This window comes from Vibrio sp. Vb0937, assembly GCF_033338855.1.
The window spans coordinates 123,790-150,540 of record NZ_JAWOTK010000002.1; the positions used below are offsets into that span (position 1 = coordinate 123,790).

At 43.6% G+C, this 26,751-nt stretch carries 21 protein-coding genes and 2 tRNA genes; 13 read left to right on the forward strand and 10 right to left on the reverse strand.

All coding sequences use genetic code 11. From position 1 onward, the window contains the following. Nucleotides 1–104: 104 nt before the first annotated feature. On the reverse strand, nt 105–2,354 hold the full coding sequence (locus R7P67_RS04120; RefSeq protein ID WP_213903769.1) for a hypothetical protein: 2,250 nt from the start codon (nt 2,352–2,354) through the stop codon (nt 105–107). 692 nt (nt 2,355–3,046) lie between these two features. Here R7P67_RS04120 and R7P67_RS04125 point away from each other — a divergent pair. From R7P67_RS04125 to R7P67_RS04135, 3 genes are all read left to right on the forward strand, one after another. After that, nucleotides 3,047–3,133 (forward strand) — tRNA-Leu (locus R7P67_RS04125). Between the two features lie 36 nt (nt 3,134–3,169). Next, nucleotides 3,170–3,243: transfer RNA gene (locus tag R7P67_RS04130), tRNA-Cys, on the forward strand. An 895-nt stretch (nt 3,244–4,138) separates the two neighbouring features. Next, nucleotides 4,139–5,803 carry an Ig-like domain-containing protein gene (locus tag R7P67_RS04135; RefSeq protein WP_225495851.1) on the forward strand — a complete coding sequence of 555 codons (1,665 nt, stop codon included), beginning with the start codon at nt 4,139–4,141 and terminating at the stop codon, nt 5,801–5,803. Nucleotides 5,804–5,873: 70 nt separating this feature from the next. Here the strand turns inward: R7P67_RS04135 and R7P67_RS04140 are convergent, their stop codons facing one another. Beyond that, the gene (locus tag R7P67_RS04140; RefSeq protein ID WP_225495853.1) at nt 5,874–7,079 is read right to left on the reverse strand and encodes a hypothetical protein; all 1,206 of its coding nucleotides are present in this window, start codon (nt 7,077–7,079) and stop codon (nt 5,874–5,876) included. Between the two features lie 612 nt (nt 7,080–7,691). Beyond that, entirely contained in the window at nt 7,692–8,099 is a 408-nt protein-coding gene (gene rnk / locus R7P67_RS04145; protein WP_005376048.1) for a nucleoside diphosphate kinase regulator, read from the reverse strand. A gap of 527 nt (nt 8,100–8,626) precedes the next feature. On the opposite strand from rnk, the gene nirB reads away from it, so the two are divergent. The 4 genes from nirB (at nt 8,627) to cobA (ending at nt 13,447) form a co-directional block, all read left to right on the forward strand. Then, nucleotides 8,627–11,191: a nitrite reductase large subunit NirB gene (gene nirB, locus R7P67_RS04150; protein WP_318085885.1), complete on the forward strand. Its 2,565-nt coding sequence runs from the start codon at nt 8,627–8,629 to the stop codon at nt 11,189–11,191. A gap of 13 nt (nt 11,192–11,204) precedes the next feature. Then, nucleotides 11,205–11,528 (forward strand): nitrite reductase small subunit NirD, encoded by a 324-nt coding sequence (gene nirD / locus R7P67_RS04155; RefSeq protein ID WP_005387969.1) that lies wholly within the window; start codon nt 11,205–11,207, stop codon nt 11,526–11,528. 195 nt (nt 11,529–11,723) lie between these two features. Beyond that, nucleotides 11,724–12,572: a formate/nitrite transporter family protein gene (locus tag R7P67_RS04160; protein ID WP_318085886.1), complete on the forward strand. Its 849-nt coding sequence runs from the start codon at nt 11,724–11,726 to the stop codon at nt 12,570–12,572. 116 nt (nt 12,573–12,688) lie between these two features. Further along, nucleotides 12,689–13,447, forward strand: a complete 759-nt coding sequence (gene cobA / locus R7P67_RS04165; protein ID WP_025767740.1) for a uroporphyrinogen-III C-methyltransferase — start codon at nt 12,689–12,691, stop codon at nt 13,445–13,447. A 16-nt stretch (nt 13,448–13,463) separates the two neighbouring features. Here cobA and R7P67_RS04170 read toward each other — a convergent pair whose 3' ends face one another. Further along, nucleotides 13,464–13,904, reverse strand: coding sequence for a DUF4174 domain-containing protein (locus R7P67_RS04170; protein WP_005376058.1), 441 nt, complete (start codon nt 13,902–13,904; stop codon nt 13,464–13,466). 119 nt (nt 13,905–14,023) lie between these two features. Between R7P67_RS04170 and R7P67_RS04175 the strand changes: the two genes are divergently transcribed. Beyond that, the gene (locus tag R7P67_RS04175) at nt 14,024–14,512 is read left to right on the forward strand and encodes an NYN domain-containing protein (protein ID WP_005387978.1); all 489 of its coding nucleotides are present in this window, start codon (nt 14,024–14,026) and stop codon (nt 14,510–14,512) included. Nucleotides 14,513–14,599: 87 nt separating this feature from the next. Here R7P67_RS04175 and R7P67_RS04180 read toward each other — a convergent pair whose 3' ends face one another. Further along, on the reverse strand, nt 14,600–15,931 hold the full coding sequence (locus tag R7P67_RS04180; RefSeq protein WP_005376060.1) for an anaerobic C4-dicarboxylate transporter: 1,332 nt from the start codon (nt 15,929–15,931) through the stop codon (nt 14,600–14,602). A gap of 419 nt (nt 15,932–16,350) precedes the next feature. On the opposite strand from R7P67_RS04180, the gene R7P67_RS04185 reads away from it, so the two are divergent. After that, a complete protein-coding gene (locus R7P67_RS04185; protein WP_005387980.1) occupies nt 16,351–17,088 on the forward strand; it encodes a siderophore ferric iron reductase in 738 nt (245 codons plus the stop codon). Between the two features lie 89 nt (nt 17,089–17,177). After that, the gene (locus R7P67_RS04190) at nt 17,178–19,346 is read left to right on the forward strand and encodes a TonB-dependent receptor (protein WP_262653695.1); all 2,169 of its coding nucleotides are present in this window, start codon (nt 17,178–17,180) and stop codon (nt 19,344–19,346) included. A gap of 49 nt (nt 19,347–19,395) precedes the next feature. On the opposite strand, the gene R7P67_RS04195 is transcribed toward R7P67_RS04190, so the two are convergent. Then, the gene (locus tag R7P67_RS04195) at nt 19,396–19,587 is read right to left on the reverse strand and encodes a DUF2986 domain-containing protein (RefSeq protein WP_005376066.1); all 192 of its coding nucleotides are present in this window, start codon (nt 19,585–19,587) and stop codon (nt 19,396–19,398) included. Nucleotides 19,588–19,723: 136 nt separating this feature from the next. Here R7P67_RS04195 and R7P67_RS04200 point away from each other — a divergent pair, with 136 nt between their 5' ends. Both R7P67_RS04200 and R7P67_RS04205 read left to right on the forward strand, forming a co-directional pair. Next, a complete protein-coding gene (locus tag R7P67_RS04200) occupies nt 19,724–20,233 on the forward strand; it encodes a GNAT family N-acetyltransferase (protein WP_005387984.1) in 510 nt (169 codons plus the stop codon). A gap of 14 nt (nt 20,234–20,247) precedes the next feature. Then, nucleotides 20,248–20,637: a nitrous oxide-stimulated promoter family protein gene (locus tag R7P67_RS04205; RefSeq protein ID WP_262596163.1), complete on the forward strand. Its 390-nt coding sequence runs from the start codon at nt 20,248–20,250 to the stop codon at nt 20,635–20,637. Nucleotides 20,638–20,695: 58 nt separating this feature from the next. On the opposite strand, the gene R7P67_RS04210 is transcribed toward R7P67_RS04205, so the two are convergent. Next, nucleotides 20,696–21,856, reverse strand: a complete 1,161-nt coding sequence (locus R7P67_RS04210; RefSeq protein WP_033907039.1) for an MFS transporter — start codon at nt 21,854–21,856, stop codon at nt 20,696–20,698. A gap of 176 nt (nt 21,857–22,032) precedes the next feature. Beyond that, nucleotides 22,033–22,467 (reverse strand): thioredoxin TrxC, encoded by a 435-nt coding sequence (trxC, locus tag R7P67_RS04215; protein ID WP_005387991.1) that lies wholly within the window; start codon nt 22,465–22,467, stop codon nt 22,033–22,035. A gap of 162 nt (nt 22,468–22,629) precedes the next feature. On the opposite strand from trxC, the gene R7P67_RS04220 reads away from it, so the two are divergent. After that, nucleotides 22,630–23,724, forward strand: a complete 1,095-nt coding sequence (locus tag R7P67_RS04220) for a ketoacyl-ACP synthase III (RefSeq protein ID WP_005387993.1) — start codon at nt 22,630–22,632, stop codon at nt 23,722–23,724. A gap of 85 nt (nt 23,725–23,809) precedes the next feature. On the opposite strand, the gene R7P67_RS04225 is transcribed toward R7P67_RS04220, so the two are convergent. Beyond that, nucleotides 23,810–25,135 carry a DUF1501 domain-containing protein gene (locus R7P67_RS04225; protein ID WP_238844381.1) on the reverse strand — a complete coding sequence of 442 codons (1,326 nt, stop codon included), beginning with the start codon at nt 25,133–25,135 and terminating at the stop codon, nt 23,810–23,812. Nucleotides 25,136–25,144: 9 nt separating this feature from the next. Then, complete coding sequence (locus R7P67_RS04230; RefSeq protein WP_262653692.1) at nt 25,145–26,713, reverse strand: DUF1800 family protein; 1,569 nt, start codon at nt 26,711–26,713, stop codon at nt 25,145–25,147. Nucleotides 26,714–26,751 lie beyond the last annotated feature (38 nt).

Genomic DNA, 26,751 nt, shown 5'->3' on the forward strand with positions numbered 1-26,751 from the left:
TCTGTAAACAAGGCTCAGTAAGATTAAAAGGTGCAATGTGTTAAATCATTGCACCTTTTTTAACTAAGGTAAGCCGATAACTTTATTTACCTCATCATCATTAGTTAGGGCGCCAATACGGCTTGTGCGTTGACAACAATCACTGGCTCTACTGCTGGCCCACCATCTTCATCTGCTACTGAGATTACCAATAAGCCTCCAGAGCCTGCAGACCTAAATAGGTTATCTACAGAAGCATCCGGTGTGAGCAAATCAACACTAAATGTACAGTTCATGCTACCGTTCGCTGCGATAGAGAATGGGAACGCAACTGGACAATTACTTGCGGTAATCAAGTAATGTGTATTACCTTGACCAGCTTCTATTGGAGTGCCCGCAATACTAAGAGCATTTAAATTAACCGCTTCATAGCTAGAGGCGTTCTCAATGTTAAGGCTCAATGTTAATGACAGAGCGAAATTCAAGTTGATATCAGCTGGTTCATTGATAAATGCAACTTTACCGTTATCGGTATCTGTGACGATTTCAGGAATGAAATCATCGGTTTCACCTGTTACTTCCGCTGTGTTCATATGTGGCATGTCTGGTTCACCCGATAGGAAAGTCGTAACAGTACAGAATCGACTTTCTCCAGGAGCTAAGATATCACCATAGAAGTTACAATTGCCTTGGAAGCTTCCTGCATCGAATAACACACCAAGTTTGTCATCCGTCATTTCTGTGAGAGTGATACTGTCTACAGGGGACGTATTGGTAATAGTAAACGTGAAGTCTACATTATCACCAGACTCGGTTACAGAATATGGTGGCTCGTCTAAAGCGTTAGGAGTTTTGACCAAATCAATAGCACCAGGGCTGTTACTAAAGGACACACTCGCTTGACCAGAGTCTTCATCCGAGTCGTTTTCGTTATCAAAAGCGATAGCAGTAACGTTGTTCACAAATGCAGGATCACCCACATTACCTGCAACATTTCGTGTATAGCTAAATTGACAAGACTCACCGATTCCAAGCATTGCTCCCAAGCACGTTGCTGCTTCAGTTGCGATGTTGTATTGGTCATCTGTTATAGATGTGATCTCTACCTCGTCAACCGACGAATTGTTGGTGATAACAACAGTGTATTCGACAGGTTCACCAGCAAGACTTTCGACAACGGTTGTTGGATTAGCTGATTTAGTAACAGAAATTTCAGGAGATACATTCGTGAGTTTTACGATGATCTCATTACTACAGTTTGGATTTGGCGTACCAGCGGTACTCGCGACGGTACAAGTGTTGTCTCCGACAGGTTCGTCATATTCATCGACGATAGTGGAACGAACATAGTTTTCAAACGATTCGTCAGTAGGGATATCTGGTAAGTCGTCGTCACTAATAGCAATTTTGAATGTACACTCTAAACCAACCGCTTCTGGCGGAATCTCATAAGGAAGCACGATGTTTTCACAAGCGTTGGCTAGCTCACTTGACATTAATGTGTAGTGACCTTTCGTCATGCCAATATCATTACCGCCACCTACACTGTTTAGCAAGAATGTTTGTGAATCAGAGTTAGTGCTAGAGGATATTTCATCTTCGATTTTAGTCACGAAAACGCTGTTACCAGTACTTTCAGCTGGGACGATTTTAATTGTGTAGATAAATTCGTCGCCAGGTTCTGTTCCCGCCATTTTATTAACCGATTTGGTGGAAACGGGTGGATCTGGTTGAATAAAAATTGGAATGTTGTAATTGTCGTCACAATTACATTTTGATGGAGCGCCAGGGTAGGCATCATTACCATCTTCACAGACTTCATTTTTACCAGGTTGGCGCCAGCTAACACAGTTTGGTAGGTTGAGTTGACCATCTCCGTCAGTATCTTCACACAGCGTGGTTACCTCGGCAGAATGGATAACGACTTGTGCTTGTTGTACGTCAAAACAAGCGTCACCATCGGTGTCGTTCGCGTTCTGAGAGTATTCATTGCTCAAAGTATAGATGTTACAGCTACCATTAAGTGCATTCGGTCCTCCTTCGTTCTGGAAGTAAAGTCCGATGTCATAACGATCACTTGCAGTTGATACAACTTCAAAGTCAGCGGTAAACGTTACGGTTTGTTGAGCTACACAGACCGTCGTTCCTGGGTCTACCGGATTACCACCGATTGCAGTAACTTCGATATTTGTAGCTTCTGCGATATTGATATCATTAGCGGTACAATTCAAATTCTTACCATATTGATCCTCCATACAAATACTTTGTATACCAGGGTCTTGCGCGAATGCGGTTTGCCCATAAAATGCCGCGGCACCTATTAACATGGCGCTAAGCAGCCTTTTATGTCGGCTATTTATTAAATGTTCCATCATCTACCTTCTTTTCTTCTTGAAAGTTGATAAAAGGGCGATGTGAATACCCAATGATGCCAACACTGGACTTCGGCATCATTGAGTACACGAACTGCTGTGCCCCTAGTCCTAAGACAATTACTCCAAAGTGGATAACTAGAAACTGTGCTTTTGGAGCGGTTGTCGGTGACCATAAGAGAGCAAAAATCAAACCAAGCTTAACTGTTTGATTTTTATTGTTTTTGTTTTTTGACAAGTGTCTTTAAAATACACATTGTGAACAGAGTGTTAACTTGTTCGCATTCGCATGGAAGACAGAAAACGAGAATTAAATTTAATATCAATAAGTTACAAGGAGGCAGAAGAACATACCTTTAGTATGTGTTTCTAGTTTACAAGTGAACACTTTGTCGGTATTCGATGCTAAAGGGTATGCTGAATAAATACGGAATACTGTTATTTAAGAATCTGGTGGAAGGATGGCCAATTAGATGTTTATCGAAAGGATTATTCTGAGAAGCTACATGGATATAATTAGGATAATAGATCTACAATTTGAAGGTTATTTACTCTTTCGGGCTGTTTCTTAACCATATGAATCAAAAAGATAAAATTTATTGTTGACCTAATAAATTAATCCGTTAAAGTACGCCTCGTTCTCACGGCAAAGGTCGCTGAGAAAGATGGTGTCTAACCCATCGCATGATTGCGTTGCCCTGGTGGTGGAATTGGTAGACACAAGGGATTTAAAATCCCTCGGCGTTCGCGCTGTGCCGGTTCAAGTCCGGCCCGGGGCACCATCAAAATCTTTGGTGACAGAGATATAAAATCAGAAAGGCGCCTTGGCAGAGTGGCTATGCAGCGGATTGCAAATCCGTGGACCTCGGTTCGACTCCGGGAGGCGCCTCCATTATTTATAAAAAAACCGGCTTATAGCCGGTTTTTTTATATTTGGCATTTCAAACCATTCCAATACATATCTAAATAGTAGTTGTGTATAAACTGTAGACCTAAATTAATTTTTATATCTAACTTAGTTATACTTCTCTCCATATAATTATTGTTAATTTAGTCTAATACTGAATTTAATTTTGATATTTATCTCCTTTTAATAAATATGAGTATAGGTGAATATTGTGATGTTTCATTGTTTTTATTTGACGTAAATTTAACAATATAATGAGTTAATGTGGTTCAGGAAATGATGAATAATATTAACATTATGTGTCGTTATTAAGTTAATGAATTTAAAGCTTATAACTTTTGTTGTGTATTTTCTTTATTTTGTTTTTCGTCCCTATTCTACTGATATTTAAAGAATTAATTTTTGTGGTTAAACTTAATTGCTAAATTTATTTTATAATATAAATGTTGTTTATATAAAATTGTTTTTATATTAAATTAAGCGCCTGATAGATAAGATAAATTTTTTGTTTATGTTATTTATTTAAGTTGCTCGTCTTTGTGGTTGAATTTTGACCATTTGTTTTGTTATGATTCTCGCGAATATATTTTTGTTTATTATTCATTTATGAACATATTCATGTTAAATGAGGACATGCCTGGATTAGTAGGCTAGGGCATTTTATTGTCTAAATTTCATATTATTTACATTATGTATTTTCATTGAAAAATGAATTATTTACTATTCTAAATTAGGTGAAGCAGTGATAAAAAATATTAAAATAAATAGAAAAACCCTAAATAAAGGGTTGTCATTTTTATTGGTAATATTCTCTTTTCTACAGGGTACCCATTACGCCAATGCAACAGCAAATACGACGGGACAACAAAATACACTAGTTATGTTGCTGAATTTCAAAGAGAACCCGAATGAGCAACCGTTGAGCAAGGCCGAAGCAAATCATTTAGTATTTGATACTGTGGATGATTTTTATCGCGAGAATTCTTTTGGCCAGACTTGGTTCTCTGGTCAAGTTGTGGGTTGGTATACACTGCCTGTTTCAAACCAGATATGTGACTTAAGCGCCGTGCGCGAAGCGGCAGATCAGAAAGCTATTTCATCAGGTATAGACTTGGGCCAGTATGATCGTATCGTTTATATGATGACGAAAACGGCGTGCAGCATTGCTGGCTCAGCGACGATGCAGGGTAAGCCGTCACGAGCTTGGATTAATGGCAACTTTTCCGCGATGAACATTGCTCATGAATTGGGACATAATCTTGGAATGCGTCATTCAGGTGCACTTGACTGTGGTGACCAACCTATCTCAGATCACTGTACTCGACGTGAATATGGTGACAGCTATGATGTGATGGGAGGCTCTAATGGTTATATCAATACTTTCCAGAGAGAGCAGCTAGGTTGGTTAGAAGGTAGTCATGCTGCTAAAACAATTGAAGTTACTCAAAGTGGCACTTATGTAATTGCAAACTACGAAACACAAAGTAGCGCTCCTGTAACCATCAAGGTACCACGTGGTATTGATCCGACTACGGGGAAGAAAAGCTGGTTTTATATTGAGTATCGCCAATCAGTTGGCTACGACAGTTTTTTAGATGCACGCTCTTACATTTTTTATCGTGGCGATGTAACAGACGGCATTGTCATTCGCTCAGCACTAGAAGGTGATGAACGCAGTAGCAATCTGCTTCATTTTAAAATGGGCTCTGAATATTATGCCATTACTGGCTCAAACGACTGGTACGATCCAGCCATGCCAGTTGGTGATAGTTATACTGATCCGCTTTCTGGAGCGACGATCAACTTAAATAGCGCAAATGGTACTCAGGCTGAGGTGACGGTAACGCTAAGTGGTTCTGAGCCTGGTGGTGGCATGGGTAACTGCACTATTAACGCACCGAGTATAACGGCTCAAGCGATTACGAAAAACTCAGTTCTGGCAGGTGAAGATGTGCAGTATCAGGTGAGCATAACAAACAATGACTCTATAGATTGCGGAACTTCTACCTTTAATATCAATACCGTGGTACCGATTGGTTGGCAAGCTAGTGACAATCAGTTAACACTGGCTTCTGGTGAGTCCGGACAAGCAGTAGTCGTTGTGACCTCAGCAACAGAAACTGAAGCAAAAAATTACTCACTATCTATTCAAACTCAGCACTCAGCTGATCTATCTTATGATGCTGCAACATCAGTAATGTATGCCGTGATGGCAGATGAATTGACAAAGCCTGAACTGGCTGCTGTTGATGATACCGTTATCTTGAATGAAAAAAAATCTGTTCTAATAGATGTGTTGGTAAACGATATTATTGATGCGCAAGCTTCGGCCTCAGTCGTCTCATTTACAGAGCCTAATAAAGGCAGTGTCGAACTATTGTCAGATGGTTCCTTGCGCTACACACCAAGCCGAAGGTTCAAAAATAATGACAGCTTTAGTTATACCATTAGCGATGGTAATAGCCGCTCAACGGCCGATGTGTTGATAAAGCTACAGTCGGATGGTGGTGATAACAGCAAGCCAGGTAAAGGAAAAAACAAGTAGCAGGATCACATAAAAATGCCTGACTCTTTGAGTCAGGCATTTTCCTATTTCTAATTATTAGAAACGCATTTTATAGGTTAAGGTCCGATGCGGGCGCAGGGCACATCTCGAGATCAACACATTGAGGACACAAGGTACATTCTGCCTCAGCAGGCATAACTGGTGCTAGATCGCCAAACACAGGAACACCCGTTGCAGTTACCATATCTTTAAAGGCACCTACATAAAATCCCGGAGTACCTTCACCCAATTCGTCTTCTCCTGGAACAGGAACGTAGCTACCTGAATATGGAGCACATGCCCCTATAGTTCCCATAGGGGTTAAGGTACCGATAAATTGAGGATCAGCGTCTTTATCGTCAGTCACAAATACGTTATTTATGGTTACTTCGGATGTGTTACAGACTTCACCACTGTAATTCACTTGTAGTCCGTAATGTCCATAGTCGTTAAGCACTACGAGCACGTCACAATCTTTTTCAAGTGATAATGAACCGATAAGGTTTTGTTCAGGACAGTCCCAACTTGCCGTGTCTTGAGTTGCCACTTCGCCACCTACTTCAGTTGCAGCTTTAGCACTAGCATGGTTCAGGATACCATTCTGGTTAATAACAAAACTGCCATTAATAACCTGTGAGTCGTCCAGATCGAGCATACCTATATTGGTTGTGTGGCTACCTAAACCATCTATATCTTCTGCGGTATCATCAGTGACGACAATATCGTATAGCGGCACGGTTCCTGAGTTTGTTACGGTTAACTTGTAATTGAATCGCAATGAATCACCACCAACAACTTCGCCAAATGTACATTCTTTAACAAGAGTAATTTCTGGTTCTCCTGGTGTGTAACAGAATGACACATGGCTCAGACCGTAGTAGTTACCATTTTTAGGATTAACGGGAGAGTGTAAGTTTCCGTCGGAATAAGTTATTACACCACCGTCACTATAATATTCGTAGAAATTACCATTTGGTCCGCCTTTAACAAAGATAGAGTGGACAATACCTCCGCTGCTTGACCAATCAAATGTCTTATCTGGTTGAACATCGATAGTAACGCTTAATTCCCCATCGCCGAGCACACCATCGCCCAATTGATCTCCATCTATGCGATACTCCACGAGCCCTTCAACATTGCCCATAAGATCCGAACAAGTTGGATTGCCCTCTACAAACATAGGGTGTACCCCATTGTCTGTAGGTTCACCAGGGTCGTTAGCTAACGCATTTTGCGTGCTTAAAACAAAGCTTAGAACAACTAGTAATAAAGCCAATAGTTTTGCCTTGGTTATGTTGGCACAACTCAATACGTTTGTGATCCAACATGAATTAATATTGCTTTCCATAAAACCTCCGTTGAGCCTGGGGGGTACTGCTTACCAAAACTCGTTGTTAGTTTGTTATTTGTTGTGGAACGTCAACTTCGGGTGAAAATAAAAGCACAGAGCATGCCATTAGATAACTATTTGTATTTGCATTATTTTTGTGATTTTTGATGATAAAATTGTGTCAGCGCTTTTTACAGTTTTATGCAGGCGTATTTTTGATTTCAGTTAACTCTATGATTGGGAAGATTTAAGTTCGAAGTAAAAATGTCCACAGCAATGTTACACAGTGTTCAGCAGTGTTACACATGAGGGTTATGGCTCCCTTAATCTCAACTGCCACAATTCACAAAGTGAATAGCTTTAGTCGGTTGGGCCCGGAATTCGTATGCGCTACTGAGTTGCAAAGTATGGTGAGTCTAATAGAGAGGTAGATGACAGTGTATATGATAGGTCGAAATTTTAGTTGGTTTGAAGGGGGCTTTAGAGTGTTTTTCAAGGTGGATAACTCTCCTGGTGCAAAGTCTTAAATGGAGGCCTTTGCACCGGGACTACTGAGGGTTAGCGGTTTAGTGCACCACAACGCTCAGGTTGGTATGTGATATCGACAATTTCAATTGTCTTCACTTGATTATTTGGCATTGGCCATTCAAGTTTTTGACCAACAGACAAACCGATCAGTGCGCTGCCTACGGGCGCAAAAATAGAGATATCATCACTGCTTTTCAGTTCAGAAGGGTAAACCAGTGTCTTTGTCATGGTTCTATCTTCACCTGAAAATTTAAACTCTACAGTCGAGTTCATCGTGACCACGTTATCTGGCATTTGTTCTGGCTCAAGAACTGTTGCTCGGTCGAGCTCTGCTTCTAATTCCACAAGCTCCGCTGCGATGTTTGGCATTTTATCCAACAAGGCCGTGATTCGGTTCATATCTAAGCTTGAGATGTAGATAGAATTGTTTTCTGACATTTTATGACTCCCAAATAAAAGGCCGCCTCACAAAAATGGGACGGCACTCTATATGTCAATTACGGTATCAATCATATGGACGCTATTCCATATGAACTAAACCTGATTTTAGTCTTTATAGTGCGACTTAGCTAGTAAAAAATTTTTGTTGTGAAGCTTGATTTTTCTAAATCTTTCAATCACTTCAGATATTGTTCTCTGATCACCTTGAAACGGTGAAGTCAAGTGAGTGCGTCGTTTAGAAGCAAAACAGGATTTATCGTAGGTGTGCTCGGTTTCGATGGTCAGCCTAACTTCATAAAAGCAAAACGGTATAGTCCGTTGCTAGCATGGCTTCGGTTATCTCAGTTTGTTAAAACTACCAATATCCGTTAATAAATTACTTTTTATTTCGCAATAGTCAGATAAATACGTTCATCTACCTCTTTAGGGTAGTTTGAAATTGTAATTGATTTACATCATGTATTAATTTTCTTTCACAACTAACAATGAGCTCAGTGATAAGAACCTAACCCTTAGGAATTATAATGAGCAAGTTGAAGCTAGTAGTCATCGGTAACGGTATGGTAGGGCACCGTTATATTGAAGACTTAGTCGAGAAAGCTGATATGTCTAGTATAGACATTACGGTTTTCTGTGAAGAACCTCGTGTCGCATACGACCGTGTGCACCTTTCCTCTTACTTTTCTCACCATACTGCAGATGAACTTTCTTTAGTAAAAGAAGGCTTCTACGAGAAACACGGTATTAACATGCTGATCGGCGAACGCGCGATTAACATCAACCGTGAAAACCGCATTGTTTACTCAAGCACTGGCCGTGAAGTTCAATACGACAAGCTGATTCTTGCTACTGGCTCGTTCCCATTTGTTCCACCTATCAAAGGTCACGAAAGCAAAGACTGTTTTGTTTACCGTACTATCGAAGATCTTAAAGCGATCGAAGCGTGTGCGAAGAAGAGCAAATCAGGCGTTGTTGTCGGTGGTGGTCTGCTAGGTCTTGAAGCAGCAGGCGCATTGAAAGCACTGGGTGTAGAAACGCATGTTGTTGAGTTCGCACCGAAGCTAATGGCTGAGCAACTTGACCTTGCTGGTGGTAACCAACTTCGACAAAAGATCGAGCGTATGGGCGTGAACGTTCACACTAGCAAAAACACGCTTGAGATTGCGCCAGAAGGCACAAACGCACGCAACCTTATGCGTTTTGCTGACGGCTCAGAGCTAGAAACAGACTTCATCGTATTCTCTGCAGGTATTCGTCCACAAGACAAACTAGCACGCCAAATGGAGCTAGAAGTGGCACCTCGTGGCGGTGTTGCTATCAACGATCATTGTCAGACTTCTGATGAGAACATCTACGCGATTGGTGAGTGTGCGTCTTGGAACGAAATGTTCTACGGCCTTGTTGCTCCTGGCTACAAGATGGCGACAGTTGCTGTTGACCACCTACTAGGTAACACAGAAAGCAAATTCGAAGGCGCTGACATGTCTGCGAAGCTGAAACTTCTAGGTGTAAAAGTAGGTTCAATCGGTGACGCGAACGGTCGTACTGAAGGCTGTAAGAGTTACGTTTACCAGAACGAAGAACAAGAAGTTTACAAACGTCTTATCGTTTCTAAAGACAACAAGAAACTACTTGGCGCGGTTATGGTTGGTGACACCTCTGACTACGGCGACCTGCTTCAACTTATGTTGAACGAAATCGACCTACCAGAACACCCAGATGCGTTGATCCTTCCTGCTCACGCAGGCGCTGAGAAACCAGCATTAGGTGCAGACGCTCTACCAGAAAGCGCAGTGATCTGTTCTTGTTTCGACGTGACAAAAGGCAAGATCGCACAGGCGGTTGCTGATGGTAATCATACGCTTGCTGACATCAAAGCAGTGACTGGCGCAGGTACAGGCTGTGGTGGTTGTATTCCTCTAGTGACGTCTGTTCTAAATGCTGAGCTTGCTAAATCTGGTATCGAAGTGAAGAACGACGTGTGTGAGCACTTTGCATACTCACGCCAAGAGCTGTTCCACCTAATCCGTATTGAAGAGATCAAAACGTTTGATGAGCTTCTAGAGAAATACGGTAAAGGTTACGGCTGTGAAGTTTGTAAACCACTGGCTGGTTCTATCTTGGCTTCTTGCTGGGGTGAGCACATTCTTAAGCCACAACTGGTTAAGCTGCACGACACGAACGATAACTTCCTAGGTAACATCCAAAAAGACGGTACTTACTCTGTTATCCCACGTATGGCGGGTGGTGAAGTAACACCTCAAGCACTGGGTGCGTTAGCGAACGTTGCAGCAGAATACAACCTATACACCAAAGTAACCGGTGCTCAACGTATTGGTCTGTTTGGTGCTCAAAAAGACGATCTTCCAGAGATCTGGCGCAAGCTTATCGACGCTGGTTTCGAAACAGGTCAAGCGTACGCAAAAGCCCTTCGTATGGCGAAGACCTGTGTTGGCTCAACGTGGTGTCGTTACGGCGTTCAAGATTCTGTTGGTCTGGGTTCTTACATCGAGAACCGTTACAAAGGCATTCGTACCCCTCATAAGATGAAGTTCGGTGTTTCTGGCTGTACTCGTGAGTGTGCGGAAGCACAAGGTAAAGACCTTGGCATTATCGCGACTGATGCAGGTTGGAACATGTACGTATGTGGTAACGGTGGTATGAAGCCTCGTCACGCAGACCTACTTGCAAGTGACCTAGATAAAGAAACACTAATCAAGTACATCGACCGCTTCATGATGTTCTACATCCGTACTGCTGCGCCACTACAACGCACATCAGTTTGGATGGAAAACATGGAAGGTGGCGTTGACTACCTACGCGAAGTGATTGTTAACGACAAGCTTGGTATCAACGCTCAACTAGAGGCAGACGTAGCGAAGCTTGTAGACGAGTACGAGTGTGAGTGGACTGCGACCATCAACGACGAATCACAACTGACTCGTTTCGCGCACTTCATCAACTCTGACAAGCACGATGACAACGTTGTGTTTGTACAAGAGCGTGAACAGCACCGCCCAGCAACCTTCACGGAAAAGCACCCTGAAGCGAAAGGCGACATCCTACACGTAGCGATCACTGAAGCATAAGGGAAGGTTGATTATGTCATTTGAAAAGATTTGCCAAATCAGCGACATCGTACCGGGCACAGGTGTTTGTGCACTGGTTGATGGTCAGCAAGTTGCGGTATTCCGCCCAACACAAGCAGAAGAAGTGCTGGCGATCAGCAACACAGACCCGTTCTTCCAATCAAACGTGCTTTCTCGCGGTTTGATCTGTGAGCACCAAGGCGAGCTTTGGGTGGCTAGCCCACTTAAGAAGCAACGCTTTAACCTGACAACAGGTGCGTGCATGGAAGACGAGCGTTTTAGCGTGAAAGCGTACAAAACCCGCGTAACCAACGGCGAAGTAGAAATCTCTGCGTAAGCTTGGTTTTCATTCCCTCCTCTTAGGGGGAGGGAATGAACTGAAACCTAGATTTAATAGACAAAGGCTTTCCAAGCATCATCTCAGGGGAACAGGGAAGCGAGGTGTTGTAGACAGCGTTCAGGTGTCAACGGGAAGCCTTTCTCTATTCAATCTTTAACTTTTTAACTTTCAATTTTGGATAAGGACACATTCATGTCTACTGATTTTAAGCCTGCAGAATTCGTGCAAACCATGATCAATGTTGGTGAAGCGAAAACTAATACAAGCACGCGAGACCTTCTGCTTCGCGGTACGATGGCTGGCGTTATTCTTTCGCTTGCGGTGGTGGTTGCTATTACCGCGATTGTACAAACGGGTATCGGTCTTGTAGGAGCACTTGTTTTCCCCGTTGGTTTCGTAATTCTAAGTGTGATGGGGTATGACCTAGTAACCGGTGTTTTTGGTCTAGCGCCTCTGGCTAAGTTTGCTAACCGTCCGGGCATCACTTGGGGTCGTATCTTCCGTTGTTGGGGTCTTGTAGGCTTGGGTAACCTTATCGGTTCTCTGATCGTTGCTTACCTAGTGGCTATCTCTCTAACAGGTAACTTCTCTCTAGAACTGAATGCAGTAGCGAAGAAATTTGTGGCTGTTTCTACCGCGCGTAGCCTTGGTTTTGAAAACATGGGTATGGACGGATGGATCACGTGTTTCGTACGCGGCATCTTCTGTAACCTAATGGTATGTCTAGGCGTTATCGGCAACATGACAGCACGTTCAGTATCTGGTCGCGTAGCAATGATGTGGTTCCCAATCTTCATCTTCTTCGCTCTAGTATTCGAGCACACAGTAGTAAACATGTTCCTATTCCCACTAGGTATGATTCTAGGTGCGGATTTTGGTATCGCGACTTGGTTGAACTTCAACCTTATCCCAACCATCCTAGGTAACATTGTTGGTGGTCTAGTAATGACTTGTATTCCACTGTACCTAACTCACGCGAAAACAGCGCCTTCTATCAACGTAGTTGAAGAAGTAAAAGCAGAGCCTGCAATCGCAAAATAAACCGCTTTTATCTGGCCCTACCTATGGTAGGTAGGGCTGTTCAACGGGGTGATTTTAACCTTGAGTTAATGACTTGAGTGTTACTTTTTATGTCCAAATTTTCGATAGGCGTTGATATGACAACTGTTAACTCATCTTTAAACAGCGGCTTTGTTTCTCTTGTTGGTGCAGGTCCTGGTGATCCTGATTTGCTCACAGTAAAAGGCTTAAAAGCCATTCAAGCGGCTGAAGTTGTTGTGTACGACCGATTGGTATCAAAAGAGATTCTTGAGTTGGCTCATGCATCAGCAGAGATGATTTATGTTGGGAAAAAACTCGATTTTCACTGTGTGCCTCAAGATCAAATCAACCAAATCTTGGTGCAAAAAGCGCAAGAAGGTAAGCGCGTTGTGCGCCTAAAAGGTGGGGACTCATTTATCTTTGGCCGTGGTGGTGAAGAGCTAGAAGAGCTAGCCGAATTTGGCATCAAATACGAAGTGGTTCCGGGTATCACAGCAGCAGCGGGTGCAACGGCTTATGCTGGTATTCCATTAACACACCGCGACCATGCACAAAGCGTTCAATTTATCACTGGTCATGTACAAAAAGATGGTCGTGAAATTGAGTGGCATTCACTAGCTCAGTCTAATAACACGCTTGTATTCTACATGGGTTTGAAGCAAAGCGGCCATATTATGGATAAGCTGATCACTCATGGGTTAGATCCTGAGATGTCATGCGCCATTATTGAAAACGGTACGCGCCCAGAGCAGCGCGTGTTCCAAGGAAAGTTGAACGAGCTATCGATCATGGCAGAGCAAGCCGTGAGCCCAGCATTGATTGTGGTTGGTAGCGTGACTCAACTTCACAACAAGTTGGATTGGTTCGCAAAGTAACATTGCCCAGAAGTGACTATATTTTACAGGGGCTTTGCTGCCTCTGCATTTCTTGCTTACGCATAGGCATTTGATCAATGAGGTTGTTGATAAACGGCCAGTCTGTTTCTGCGCCCCAGCGGTGCTTTTCTAGACCATCTTTACCAAGCAAAATAGCGGTGTGAGATCCTTTTTCGACCTCATAAAGACGAGCTAGCATTTTTAAGTCGAACTCTTCTTTAAGCCAAGCAGGAAAGGTATACCCTTGCTCTGTAATGACCAGTGTGACGACATCTCTGTCTTCCAACTCACACTCATTCATAAGTGTTTCTAGCAAGAATTGTTTGACGTATTCATCATTTTCCGGCGCAAAGTAGAGCACACTTCTATGTGGCCAGTATTTGGAGTGCGCTGGATAACCAAATGCTGTCGATGACAAGATACAAGAAAGTAGTATCACTAGTAACTTTCCGCCCATGACAGTTCCCCTAGAAACCCAAATAACTTTTTATACGTTAAGTTTAGTGGAATTGGCTCATTGTGCTTTTTCCAAAACTGGCATAGGGTAGGCAGCAAATAAATTGAGCGTAGAAATAGATGAGTTCGGAAAGCAAACAAAAAATCGCTATTTTGGTTGATGTACAGAATGTGTATTACACCTGTCGCGAAGCGTATCGAAGCAATTTTGATTACAACCAGTTTTGGTATGTTGCCACACAAGGGAAAGAGGTGGTAAGTGCTCGTGCTTATGCTATTGCGAGCAATGATCCCAAGCAACGTCAGTTCCACCATATTCTTCGTGGTGTTGGCTTTGAGGTGATGCTTAAACCCTACATCCAGCGTCGTGATGGTAGCTCGAAAGGCGATTGGGATGTGGGTATTACTCTCGATGCAATTGAAATTGCTCCCGAAGTTGAGGAAGTGATTCTAGTTTCGGGAGATGGAGACTTTAGTCTGCTAGTAGAGAGAATTCAGCAGCGCTTCAATAAAACGGTGACCGTTTATGGTGTACCTAAACTTACATCTCAAACTCTGATTGATTGTGCCGACAATTTTGTCGCGATTGATGACGATTTCTTGCTGTAGTTAATAGTGCAATAAAGAAAGGCGAGTCACTCAGGCTGTACGAAAACGTACAATGACTCGCCTCTAATTTATCGTTGATTTGGCTAGTTACGAAGGAATGATCATTTGCCCTAGCAAGTAACCCAAGCAACACGCACCAATCACGCCGATTAAGCCCACAGACATGAATGAATGGTTGAAGTACCACTTACCAATCTTAGTTGTGCCCGATGTATCGAAGTTCACAGTCGCGATATCTGAAGGGTAGTTGGGAATAAAGAAGTAGCCGTATACCGCTGGCATCAAGCCGATAAGCAGCGCAGGTTCCAAACCTAAGCCGAGACCAACAGGCAGCATCATGCGAGCCGTTGCAGCTTGAGAGTTCACCACAACCGACACAATGAATAACGCAAGCGCGAATGTCCAAGGATAGTTGGTTACCATCTCTACGATGCCAGATTTAAATTGAGGCATAGCGTACTGGAAGTAGGTATCTGACATCCATGCAATACCGAAGATAGCAATCGCCGCCACCATACCAGATTTAAATACCACCCCATTTGGTACGTCACGCGGGTCAGTTTTGGTCGCAAGCAAAATGATACCGCCGAAGCAGAGCATCATCATTTGAATCACAACTGCCATGCTGATTGGCTTCGAGCCATCTACGATGGTACGAATGTCTGGCCACATCGCGATAACGACGATAACCAAGATAGAAGCAATGAACAGCAATACAGAGTTACGAGCACTTGTTGGTAGTACTTCATCAAGAGACGTTGCAGTTGTGTTGAGGATTTTTTCTCTCCACACAGGATCTTTCAAACGCTCTTGGTATTCTTCATCGTCGTCTAGCTCTTTACCACGCTTTAGGCTGTAAAGTGACATCAACAACGTACCGAATAGCGTTGCAGGTACGGTAACGAGCAGAATTGAGAGCAGAGTGATCTCGTGTTGAATGTCGGAGAGTTGCGCCAAGTAGTAAACCACTGCTGCTGAAATTGGCGAGGCTGTGATTGCGATTTGAGAGGCGACAGAAGCGGCAGCCATAGGACGCTCTGGACGAATGCCGTTTTTAAGCGCAACGTCGCCAATGATTGGCATGATAGAGTAAACCGCGTGACCTGTACCAAGTAGGAAGGTCATAAAGTAAGTCACGAACGGAGCAATAAGGGTGACGCGTTTTGGGTTCTTACGAAGCACACGCTCGGCAACTTGCAGCATGTATTTCAAACCGCCAGCGGCTTCAAGAATGGAAGCACATGTTACCACCGCTAAAATGATCAACATGACGGTGACAGGAGGAGAGGTTGGCGGCATCTTAAAGATGAATACTTCAATCACCAAGCCAATTCCGGATACGACCCCAAGGCCTATACCACCATAACGTGAGCCGATATACAGCATCACGAGCAAAAATAGAAACTCAAGATACAACATGTGGATTTCCTTATTCAAAACAGAGGGCTACATAGCCAAATTACCTCTTTGTATTGTCTCGATATTCAGAAAGAAAATACTTCATGTTGTTCACAATCCGCTGGATAAGAAACAGCAATATTCAATTATTGGCAATAACTCACGCTACACAGGGAAACTGTTAACACAGTTTTATCAGGGTGTTTTTATGCTGTGTATTTTTGCGATCATGTGAGCGTTAAATGCGAAGAGGTTTAAGAGTTTGTTGCTATTCATCGCATACGTAACCAGACCTTACAGCTTCACAGAACTCGGAAATACATTCATAACTAACCCTAAGAGTGCTTCTTTGTTATGAAAACGCAAAGGATAATAGTTTGCATTGCGATTGGTGCTTGGGTATAAAGGTGTCAGAATGACTACACCAACAATAAGCCATCATGTCTGAGCAATTTTTCCCGCAACTGTTTCAAACTTCGAGTGAGATTACACCTTACCTACACGGTGATATCGGCGAGATAGGGCAAGAAGCTATCCATATCGAAAATGATATCAACCCGATCATCCAAGGCCTTTACCAGCAAATCTCGGAGGCTCATCCGGAAGCGGGAAAAGCATATTGGTTGACAAGAACGTGGGATTTACTTTGTTGGCAGCCAGTTTATGTCGCATTCATCTCTATTTACGGTTACCACACGTTGCCAAACATTCGCGAGATAGCGCAGCACCTCAAACCTTGTTTTGTTTCTGGGTACCGATTCGCCGACGAAGCGCATATACATGGCGAGCCAGAGGCGTTGATAAAAGAGGCGGGGCGTCAAATCCGAGAACTGTTCGACTTCTATCAAAAGGAGATGAGTCAATGGACACGCATTCGTCCTGGCTTCACCCATCAATTGATGTCGGACGGAATCATGGCTTGTTTAATTCGTCTCCAACAGCGCTTTCCGCAAATGACTAACTCGACACTTCAGGAGCATGCGGTCTTGTGGCTAAGCGCAATGGGTTTGGATGTTGATAATAGCCGCTCACTTCATGAGACGGAATCTGATCAGCCGCTAAAGTTAGTAAGAAAAAGTTGTTGTTTAGTCTATAAGTGTGAAGGCAGAAAGCTTTGTGCAGATTGTCCTCGTTTAGAGGAAAATCGACAGCTTATGAGCAAGAAGGTTCTTAATTAACATTTATTTAACTTGTGTAACAGTGCTCGATTTGAGAGTGAGAATAAGTATCATTGCATGCTCTTGTTGACAACAAAAAGATAAATACAATGATGAAAAGGACGTTTTCTTTCAATCTCATCGTACTTGCGATGAGCAGTGGATACGCAGTTAGCTCAATAGCAGCAGAAAATCTTCAACAAACATCGACTCCGAGCGATGAGCAATTGGTTGTTGTAGGCAGTGTGATGCCGAAATCGATCTCCGATATTCCAGGAACGGTTTGGTTTGTTGGCCAAGAAGAGATTGCTCAGCAATATCGTGCGGGGAAGACACTGGGTGATATTCTTTCTGCAACCATCCCTTCTTTAGACGTCGGCACCGGTGGTCGAACTAACTATGGTCAGAACCTTCGCGGTAGAGCAATGTTGGTAATGATTGATGGTGTCTCGTTACAGTCTTCTCGCCCGATTAGTCGTCAGTTAGACGCAATAGACCCATTCAACATCGAGCGAATTGAAGTACTATCTGGTGCAACCTCCATTTATGGGGCAGGCGCTACTGGTGGTGTTATTAACATTATCACCAAGAAAGCGTACTCGGATGACTTGTCGTTTGAATCCTACGTGAGTGGCACTACAGGTTTTAATAGCAGCGATGACTTTGATTACAAACTCGCTCAGTCTATCTCGGGTGGTAATGAGCGAATTACCGCTAGAGGTTCGGTTGTGTACACCGAGACACAAGGTGCATTTGCAAATGGCGACATTGTCACCCCAGACATTTCACAGGGCTCTTTGCAGTATAATTCAACGCTCGATGTTATGGGATCGACCGAGATTCAAATCTCCGATGCCAGCAAGTTAAACCTTGTCGCACAATACTATGACAGCCAGCAAGATTCGCCATACGGTTTGTACATTGTTAACAATAAATTTGTTGATGTACGAGAGGGGTTCGATTCCGACCGTGAACATGGTACAGAGCGAGTTCTCTTAAGTGCGAACTACGCTCACGACAGCGTATTCGGTCATCAACTGATAGGCGAGTTATCTTACCGTAGTGAAGACCAAACCTTTACTCCTTATTACCAAAGTGCCTCTCAACAAAAAACAGAAGTTTTTGCTGGGCGCTTAGCGTTAGCTAAAAGCTGGGAGTCATTCAAACTTGTTTATGGTGTCGATGCGTACTTAGACCGTTTTGAAAGTAACCAGGCTCTGTTCGATCCAACCATTGCGAACAGCTCTGGGAACTTAATTAATCGAACCTATGCCGAAGTGGGGCGTTACCCAGATGTTGATGTGGCGTCTTACGCAATGTTTGTCCAAGGGGATTACCAAATCAATCAAGATTGGTCAGTACAAGCAGGCTACCGCTACCAATACATGGACAATAAGATTGATGATTTTGTTGCCTATAGTATACAAAAGAAGATCGCATCGGGTAATGGTGTATCAGCGGATGCGGTACCAGGTGGCAGCACTGACTACTCTGTGAGCTTATTTAATTTGGGCACTATTTATCAGCTTAACGATGAATCTCAGCTTTGGGCGAACTTCTCTCAAGGTTTCGAACTCGCTGATCCTGCAAAGTACTACGGCCAAGGTAGCTACGATGCCGCGGATGCAAATGGTCACTACGCGTTGAACAATAGCATTAATGTATCTGACTCAAAAATGTCGGGCATCAAAACGGACAGCTATGAAATTGGTTACCGATTAGATACGGATACTGTCGCACTGCAAGCGGCGGGTTACTACTCGGTGTCGGATAACTCAATCAAGTATGACAAGAAGACGCTCCTAATCACCAATGTTGATGACGAGCAACGTGTATACGGTGCCGAAGCAAACATTAACTACTGGGTAAACCGTGATATTTTGTTAGGTGCATCAGGTCACTATGTGGTTTCTGAGCTGAAAACCAACGGTAAGTGGGAAGATCTAAGCGCGGGTAAAGCAAGTACATCAAAAGCGAACGCGTGGGCGGCTTACTATCAGGATGGCTATTCACTACGTCTACAAAGCCAGACGATGTTTGATTACGAAGATGACGCAAACAATAAACTAGATGGATACACTACGTTTGATCTTCTTGGTAACGTAACACTACCTATCGGGCAGTTAGGTTTTGGTATTCAAAACCTATTTGACGAAGACTACACAACCGCTTGGGGACAACGTGCGCAGATTCTTTATGCAGCACACTACGATGCAGCAGCGTACGACTACAAAGGAAGAGGTCGCACATTCACACTGAACTACAGTGTCGAATACTAAAGCTAACTATCTCCGAATATCAAAAAAGCCGCTTGAAGCGGCTTTTCTTTTAGGCTTGATCTGTCTGCGCTGTGTCTACAACGTTTTCCGTGTGTTCTGAAGCTTGGTTTTGCTCTTCAGCTTCCATTTTCGCGCGTTCAGCTTTGGAGATATAACGCGGCTTATTGCTCTTATGTAGCTTAGCGTTATGCTTCTTCTGCTTCGCTTTCAAGATCTGATTGATTTTCTTCTTGCGGTTCATGGTGGTGGTCCTTTAATTTAGCGAGGCAGGATAGTTACTTTTTTATCAAGTTACAACTAAATAAGCGCCGGTATCGGTCGCAAAATTCAAGTACGTTCCTATGTCCAATCATCTATCGAGTTTTAATGGAGCCCAAATGAAAACACTGTACACCGAACGTTTGATACTGCGTCTTGTGAGTGTAGATGATGCACCATTTATACTAGAACTTTATAACCACCCAGACTTCTACCGTTTTGTCGGAGACAAACAAATTCGTACCGAATATGAAGCGGCGCGTTACATAAAAGAAAACATGCTACGCATGCAACAAATTAAAGGCGTGAGTTTACTCGTTGTAGAGAAGAAAGAAGATGGGCAACCCATCGGGATTTGTGGGTTGGTTAAACGTGACACATTACAACACTATGATCTCGGATATGGATTTTTACCTTCCGCTTATGGCTACGGCTACGGAACGGAGTCTGCAACCGCAGTGCTGGAATACGCTAGAGAGGAAATGAAACTCGATAATTTGGTTGCCATCACCAACAATGACAATATTCGTAGTATAAGTTTGCTCAAAAAACTGGGCTTTGAGTTTGAACGAGTTGAGCAGCAATATGATAATGGCCGCACGTTAGAACTTTACACAATGATGTTGTGATTTTTGGATAGCGCATGAGCGATATTTTACTTGGCAAACTCGCCACTGAATTTAAGACAGTAAAAGCCATGGTAGAGGTTTACTGTCATGACCATCATGGAACAAAACGTGACTTATGCTCAGAATGTCGTGAGCTGCTTGAATACGCAGAAGTGCGCCTCGACCGCTGTCCTTATGGAGAGAATAAACCGACGTGTAATAAATGTCCGATTCACTGCTACAAACCAGAGCCGAAAGAACAAATGCGTTTGGTCATGCGTTACTCTGGCCCCAGAATGTTACTGAAACATCCCATCTTGGCGGTTCGTCATTTGCTTCATGAAAAGCGAATGGTACCGGAAAAGCCTGCAGCGAACGCGTCAAACCGTCACAAGCGTTTATCTAAACAAAAATGCGAAGATTAAAAAAACGAGGGCAACATGCCCTCGTTTTCGTTGAGTTCGTTGAGTAGAAGCGGCGTGGTTAGAGGCCAGCGGCCATACGCTGCTTGGTTTTGCTCGCAGCAAGTAGCATGTATACGCCAGTCGCAACCAAAGCGGCAAACAAGTAGCCTAGCAAGCCGTGTTCTTGGCCCATGAATTTATCAGCGACAACAGGACCAGCAACAGAGCCGATGCTGTAGCTAAACAGCATGACTTGTGTCGCAGAGACAATAAAGCGTTCATCAAGTCCTTCGCAACCTAAGTTGATTGCAATCGGGTACAAGGCAAAAGTAGCTGCACCTAAAAAGAATAATGCAGCAGCCAATACCACGGCTGACGAGGAAATAAAGGTCATACCGATCGAAAAAATACCCAAAATACAGAAAAACGCCATTAGCACTGTGCGGCTCATATATTTGTTTAACGCAGTCACCATTGGTTGAACTAGCATGCCACCTAGAATCACTAGCGCCATCAATGTACCAATGTCTTGATGGCTAATTTTACGGTTAGTTAACTCAACTGGCATTAATCCGTAGATCGCGCCTAAGGTCAAACCTGAAACAACACAACCAATAATTGCTGCATGGTTTAGTTTGGCAATTTGCTTAAATGATAAAGCGGTTGATTCATGGCTGTTTGGCTGCTCACACTCAATGAACATTAGCACCAGCATCGCCATTAGGATCAACGTCGTGATCGCAATAAACGGAACGCCGCCACTTACGCCAAGCACGCCAATACCAAACTGGCCTAATGCTGAACCACCATAAAGCGATAGCATGTACAAGCTCAAACGTTTCGCACGCGATGCTTCGTCTCCAGACATTAGCCAAGACTCAACAATGACAAAAACACCAGCAACCGCGATACCCGCAATAAAGCGAGCGGCAAGCCACATCAATCCGTTAGCAAACACGGGTAGTGTGACGATAGTTAGCGAAAATACGGCCAAGCAACCAATAAACGCGTTACGGTGACCAACTTGACGTACGATACGTTCAATAAAAATAGCACCGGTTAATAAGCCGCCATAAAACACACTCGCCAACCAACTCGCGTAATCTGCTGAGATGTTGTATTCACCGAGCATGAGAGGGATCAAGCTCATTAAATAGCCCGAAGCCACCGCATAAAGAGACAGTGCGACGACTGGAACTGTAACTCGTGGTGATGCTGCAGGAACGACTGTGTTTTCCACTGTTTTGCGCCTATAAGTTAAATGAAATCTAAGGGTTATTCGGCGCGAATATGAGGCTAATAGTTAGGCAAGTAAAATGATAAATTTAAGTCGTTTCGATAAATAATATTTGTTAACTAGATAGGTTGATAAGTTGCATAAAAACGCCAACCTACAAACAAGGTTGGCGTGGAAGATTATTTAGTAAGTGCTTGATTTAACCATTGATCGAATTGAGTTTTAGGTAACGCACCATTGATCATATCAACGCGTTGACCATTCTTGAAAACCATAATGGTAGGAATACTGCGAATACCAAATTGCGTCGCAAGTTGTTGTTGAGCTTCGGTATCAATCTTAACAAAACGAGCCGTTCCGGCTTGCTCATGAGCAACATCAGAGAAAACAGGAGCAAAACCAACGCACGGGTTGCACCATGGGGCCCAAAAATCTACTACAACAGGCATATCACTTTGTAATAGAGCAGAAAAGTTATCTTGTGTACCTTCGATAGGCGAGCCGTCTAAAAGTGCACTTTTACATTTACCGCAAGTTGCAGATTCGGCAACGCGCTCATTAGGGACACGATTTAGACCGCCGCACGAAGGGCAGCGAGTTTTAAACGATGACATGACTTCTTCCTTTATTACGTATTGATGAAAACATGACTTACCAGTCAGCCTCATTATTTGTATACTTATTTTTTAACCTGCCGAAATAACGCAGCGCAGGTTTGTATTTGAGCCTAAGGTTCTAAGAAATTTTATTAAAATACAACAATAAATAGGTCTGCGATGACAAATTACTACGCTGAAATTACAGGTTGGGGGAAATGTGTTCCGCCAGCCGTGCTCTCTAACGATGATCTTAGCACTTTCCTCGATACTTCCGATGAGTGGATTCGTACCCGCACTGGTATCGAAAACCGCCGTATTAGTCATGTAAACACGTCAGACATGGCGACCGTTGCTGCTAAACATGCATTAGCTCGAGCAGGCGTCGATGCAACAGACGTGGATTTAATCATTGTGGCGACTTGTTCACCAGATTCATTGATTCCAAATATCGCGTCTAAGGTACAGCAGAACCTAGGTATTCGTGCAGCCGCTGCCTTTGACTTAAATGCCGCATGTACGGGATTTGTCTATGGCCTAGAAACGGGCACACGTTTGATTCAATCAGGTAACTATCGTAACGCGATCATTATTGGTGCGGAAAGATTGTCATTCTACATCGATTGGGCAATGCGAGATACCGCTGTTCTATTTGGTGATGGTGCGGGCGCCGTTGTGTTATCAAGAACGGAAAAAGAAACGGGTTTACTACAGTCTCAAATCGGTTGTGACGCAAAAGGCCGCGATATTCTGTCCGTACCAAAGTTTGGTACTTGTATGGATCGCTTTGCGGAAGACAACGGTTACTGGGATTTCAACTTTGTAGGACAAGAAATTTTCAAACGTGCGGTAAAAGGTATGGGGCTAGCTGCGAAAACCGTACTGAAAGCATCACAGTTAACGACGGAACAAATCGATGTTGTGATTCCGCATCAAGCGAATATTCGTATTATTCAAACCTTGTGCGACCTGTCTGGAATTCCACACGACAAAGCGTTTGTTAACATTCAAAACTATGGCAATACTTCAGCTGCGACGGTGCCAATTGCATTGTGTGAAGCGGTAGAGCAAGGTCGAGTTAACCCAGGTGATAACATGCTTCTTGCTGCGTTTGGTGCAGGTTTGACATGGGGTGCGGCAGTATTGAAATGGGGTGACCGCGTAACGCCAATTGGTGAAAGTGATGCGGTTCTGCCTGAATGTGAGCAATCCGCGCTAGAATTACTTGAGCGTGCCATTAAGCTGTGTAACGAACGCCGTCGCGACGAGGTGTAACGGACACTTTGCAAACATAAGATGAGTAAGGGAGCGCGAGGCTCCCTTATTTGATGATGTGTTCTACAGCTACCTGTAAAATATCTTACGACATAAAACCCAGGTTTGAATGGGTAAAATTACGGATGTTCGGGAACACGTATTCCAGTGCAGCGTTATCACTCACGCCCATCCACTGTGCTAGTGTTGAACCAACTTGATCAGCGGCAATTTTGGGTATGAGTCGGCCTTGAGAGTAATCATCGTTTCCGCCCAGTATTAGTTCCGGCCATGTACCGATAGGTCGTTTCCCATTTACCGCGCCTCCAATTAATAGTTGATGGCCACCCCAGCCATGATCGGTACCATTTCCGTTGCTCATCATCCGTCGACCGAAGTCAGACATAGTGAAAGAGGTGACTTGCTTGTTTAGCCCTAACCGTTCGACCGCACGATACATTGCTAAAAGGTTTGTCGCGAGATCCTCAAGTAACACTGGATGACGTGCCAATTGCGAATCGTGCAGGTCATACCCAGAGTGTTTAACGAAAAAGACTTGTCGTTGCTGCTTCAGGACATCTTGGCTTGCTATCAATTTGTACACGGTTTGCATCTGCTTGCCGAGCGTCGATGACGTAAACAGCGGCGCGTCATCAATATGATTGAGTTGCTCGCTCAGTACACTGCTCATTACCATCGACTCATCAACCATCAAATTAAAATGACCATTAAATGGATTGTCAGTTTGATGAGAGAGAAGGCGATCATAGATACCTTTGTATAAAGGGTTATCAATCGCGGTAAGCTGAACTGCGCGATCTTTTTTCAGGACGGTTTGGCGGTGTTCCATTGCCCGTAACCAAAGCGAGTTGCCATGCACACTGTATAGCGGTGTTATTTCTGATTCAGAGTTTAATACATCCAACATTCTGCCAGCCCAACCAAGATTTTTAGACTCGCTCATTCCACCAAGTAACCAAGCGTCTGTTTGAGAATTATGAGAAAACAGTTGCTCGGGAAGTGATGCTTCACCTTGCTCAATAGCTTGTTTGGTGACGGGATGGTTGAGAATGCCACTATTGAGCACGATGCTGGCATCGCCTTGTTCGAAAACGGAAGTTAACGCATTTAACTTTGGGTGTAAGCCGAGCTTCACTGGGTGATTTGAGCTATCGACAGCACTCAAATTGATAGGGAGTATGTCTTCTTTGGCGACAGAGAGTGGCCCTCTGACTTTGGAATATTGATGATAATGCGCCTCCGATAATGGCAGTATGGTGTTGAATGCATCGTTTCCGCCTGCTAAATACACACATATTAATGCTCGAAAGTCATTGGATGGCGCTGCGAGAGAGTAACCTGGCAGACTAAGAGAGGCTAATGCGCCCATCGATAGCGTGCTTTGTATAAAATGTCGTCGTGAAATATCCATAATTCACTCCTAATCCTGAATATAGAATTCGTCGCCAGAAATGGCGGTAAATATCACTAGAGCGAGTTTTGTTGTTGGCACATAATCCCCACGATAATCATTCAGGGCGGTGAGCATGAGCTCTTTCAATTCAGCAGAAGCCGTTCCAGCAAAGAAACGCTCGTTAACCAATTCGACTAAGGCATGGTGATCGTCCAGAAGAAGATAAAACTCGTTAAGATCGAAGTGGTAGGAATCACCACCTCCTCTACGAGTGCTGGTTAACATATAGTTGACCAAATCGGTATAAACAGACCAATTGAGAAGTTCATACTCTGGAGAGTTAATACCAGACTCCGTAAACTCGTTAGACGGCTGATAGTCTGGAGAGTAAAAATTAAACACGGAAGGAGAACGAAGCGGCCCTTGATTAGCGATGTTCATCATCGTTGTTGCGTCTTCGTAACGTGATCCTTTAACCGTAAAACCTGATGCTCGATGAAAATTAGTCAGGACCAGTATCGGTTCTTTCACTTTTATAGGCGGGGTATCCGTCATCCCTAATGCTTCAGGGTCGAGCAATATGGCTCGAACAACGGCGGTTAGATCGCCTTTTTCTCCTTCCCCATTGTTGTTAAATATCGTAGCAACACGCGCGACGTACTCTGGGCTTGGATTTGAACTGACCAAACGTTGGATAAGTAACTTTGAAACAAATGGAGCAACATTTGGGTGAGACATCAACATATCAATCACTTTTGAAAGCTCTTCTTGTGCGGTTAGACCCGATGGGATCACGTTCCCTAGAAATCGCTTCTCGCCGGTGTCGTGCCGTTGACTGATAACTCGCATCGGTTTCACGAATGCGATGTCGGAATTTTTCCATCCAGTTAATGCTCGCGCGAGCTCTTGAATATCAGTTTGATTGTACGTGGGGATAGGTTTGCCTGTTGCGTGGTTTAGCTTTTTACTGCCATCTAAATTGAGTTCATACAAACCGATAGTGAATAACTGCATTAACTCTCGAGCAAAGTTCTCATCGGGAAGCGTTCCTGTCGCACTATTTTCTTTTGCACTACCGAGCATAGACAAATAGCTCCCCATGACTGGATGGATGGAAACGTCATACAACAGGTCTCGGTAGTTGCCAAACGCATGCTCAACCAACAGATCGTAGTAATTCACTAACCCTGTAGGTTTGCTGGAAAGAACGCCGCCATAACGAGAAACGACTACGATCTGACTCAATGCATAAGCCGTTCGCTGCCTAAGCTGATCTTCAGCAGTAACAACAATTTGATACCAAGCATTTTCGCGGTTTGACTGTAGGCCTTTAGAAAAAGGCGTTTGATAAAGTGGTTGATGGTAGGTTGCTGGCAGGTTGATTTGTTTCTGTATCCAATCCTCTAACCCGTTTTCCCTAACCTCATTAATTAACGCAGGTGTTGGTCCAAAAGAGGTTTGATAGAGAAAACGCGCAACGGTTTGATCGGATGGGGATTGCTGTATTTGTGCTGATACATTAGGCACATGGCTCAGCAATAAGATAGCCAATCCTAGTACCCAAGCAGAGATTTTATTTAGCTTCTGACGTCTCATAGTTAACTCGCTTACCCGAAGTAACGATTTAAGTCCAT

What these genes read in the sequence shown, in the direction of transcription:
- R7P67_RS04120 (WP_213903769.1), bottom strand. Translation starts at nt 2,354, where the DNA reads ATGATGGAACATTTAATAAATAGCCGACATAAAAGGCTGCTTAGCGCC.
- R7P67_RS04135 (WP_225495851.1), top strand. Translation starts at nt 4,139, where the DNA reads ATGTTGCTGAATTTCAAAGAGAACCCGAATGAGCAACCGTTGAGCAAG.
- rnk (WP_005376048.1), bottom strand. Translation starts at nt 8,099, where the DNA reads ATGTCAGAAAACAATTCTATCTACATCTCAAGCTTAGATATGAACCGA.
- nirB (WP_318085885.1), top strand. Translation starts at nt 8,627, where the DNA reads ATGAGCAAGTTGAAGCTAGTAGTCATCGGTAACGGTATGGTAGGGCAC.
- nirD (WP_005387969.1), top strand. Translation starts at nt 11,205, where the DNA reads ATGTCATTTGAAAAGATTTGCCAAATCAGCGACATCGTACCGGGCACA.
- R7P67_RS04160 (WP_318085886.1), top strand. Translation starts at nt 11,724, where the DNA reads ATGTCTACTGATTTTAAGCCTGCAGAATTCGTGCAAACCATGATCAAT.
- cobA (WP_025767740.1), top strand. Translation starts at nt 12,689, where the DNA reads ATGACAACTGTTAACTCATCTTTAAACAGCGGCTTTGTTTCTCTTGTT.
- R7P67_RS04170 (WP_005376058.1), bottom strand. Translation starts at nt 13,904, where the DNA reads ATGGGCGGAAAGTTACTAGTGATACTACTTTCTTGTATCTTGTCATCG.
- R7P67_RS04175 (WP_005387978.1), top strand. Translation starts at nt 14,024, where the DNA reads ATGAGTTCGGAAAGCAAACAAAAAATCGCTATTTTGGTTGATGTACAG.
- R7P67_RS04180 (WP_005376060.1), bottom strand. Translation starts at nt 15,931, where the DNA reads ATGTTGTATCTTGAGTTTCTATTTTTGCTCGTGATGCTGTATATCGGC.
- R7P67_RS04185 (WP_005387980.1), top strand. Translation starts at nt 16,351, where the DNA reads ATGTCTGAGCAATTTTTCCCGCAACTGTTTCAAACTTCGAGTGAGATT.
- R7P67_RS04190 (WP_262653695.1), top strand. Translation starts at nt 17,178, where the DNA reads ATGATGAAAAGGACGTTTTCTTTCAATCTCATCGTACTTGCGATGAGC.
- R7P67_RS04195 (WP_005376066.1), bottom strand. Translation starts at nt 19,587, where the DNA reads ATGAACCGCAAGAAGAAAATCAATCAGATCTTGAAAGCGAAGCAGAAG.
- R7P67_RS04200 (WP_005387984.1), top strand. Translation starts at nt 19,724, where the DNA reads ATGAAAACACTGTACACCGAACGTTTGATACTGCGTCTTGTGAGTGTA.
- R7P67_RS04205 (WP_262596163.1), top strand. Translation starts at nt 20,248, where the DNA reads ATGAGCGATATTTTACTTGGCAAACTCGCCACTGAATTTAAGACAGTA.
- trxC (WP_005387991.1), bottom strand. Translation starts at nt 22,467, where the DNA reads ATGTCATCGTTTAAAACTCGCTGCCCTTCGTGCGGCGGTCTAAATCGT.
- R7P67_RS04220 (WP_005387993.1), top strand. Translation starts at nt 22,630, where the DNA reads ATGACAAATTACTACGCTGAAATTACAGGTTGGGGGAAATGTGTTCCG.
- R7P67_RS04225 (WP_238844381.1), bottom strand. Translation starts at nt 25,135, where the DNA reads ATGGATATTTCACGACGACATTTTATACAAAGCACGCTATCGATGGGC.
- R7P67_RS04230 (WP_262653692.1), bottom strand. Translation starts at nt 26,713, where the DNA reads ATGAGACGTCAGAAGCTAAATAAAATCTCTGCTTGGGTACTAGGATTG.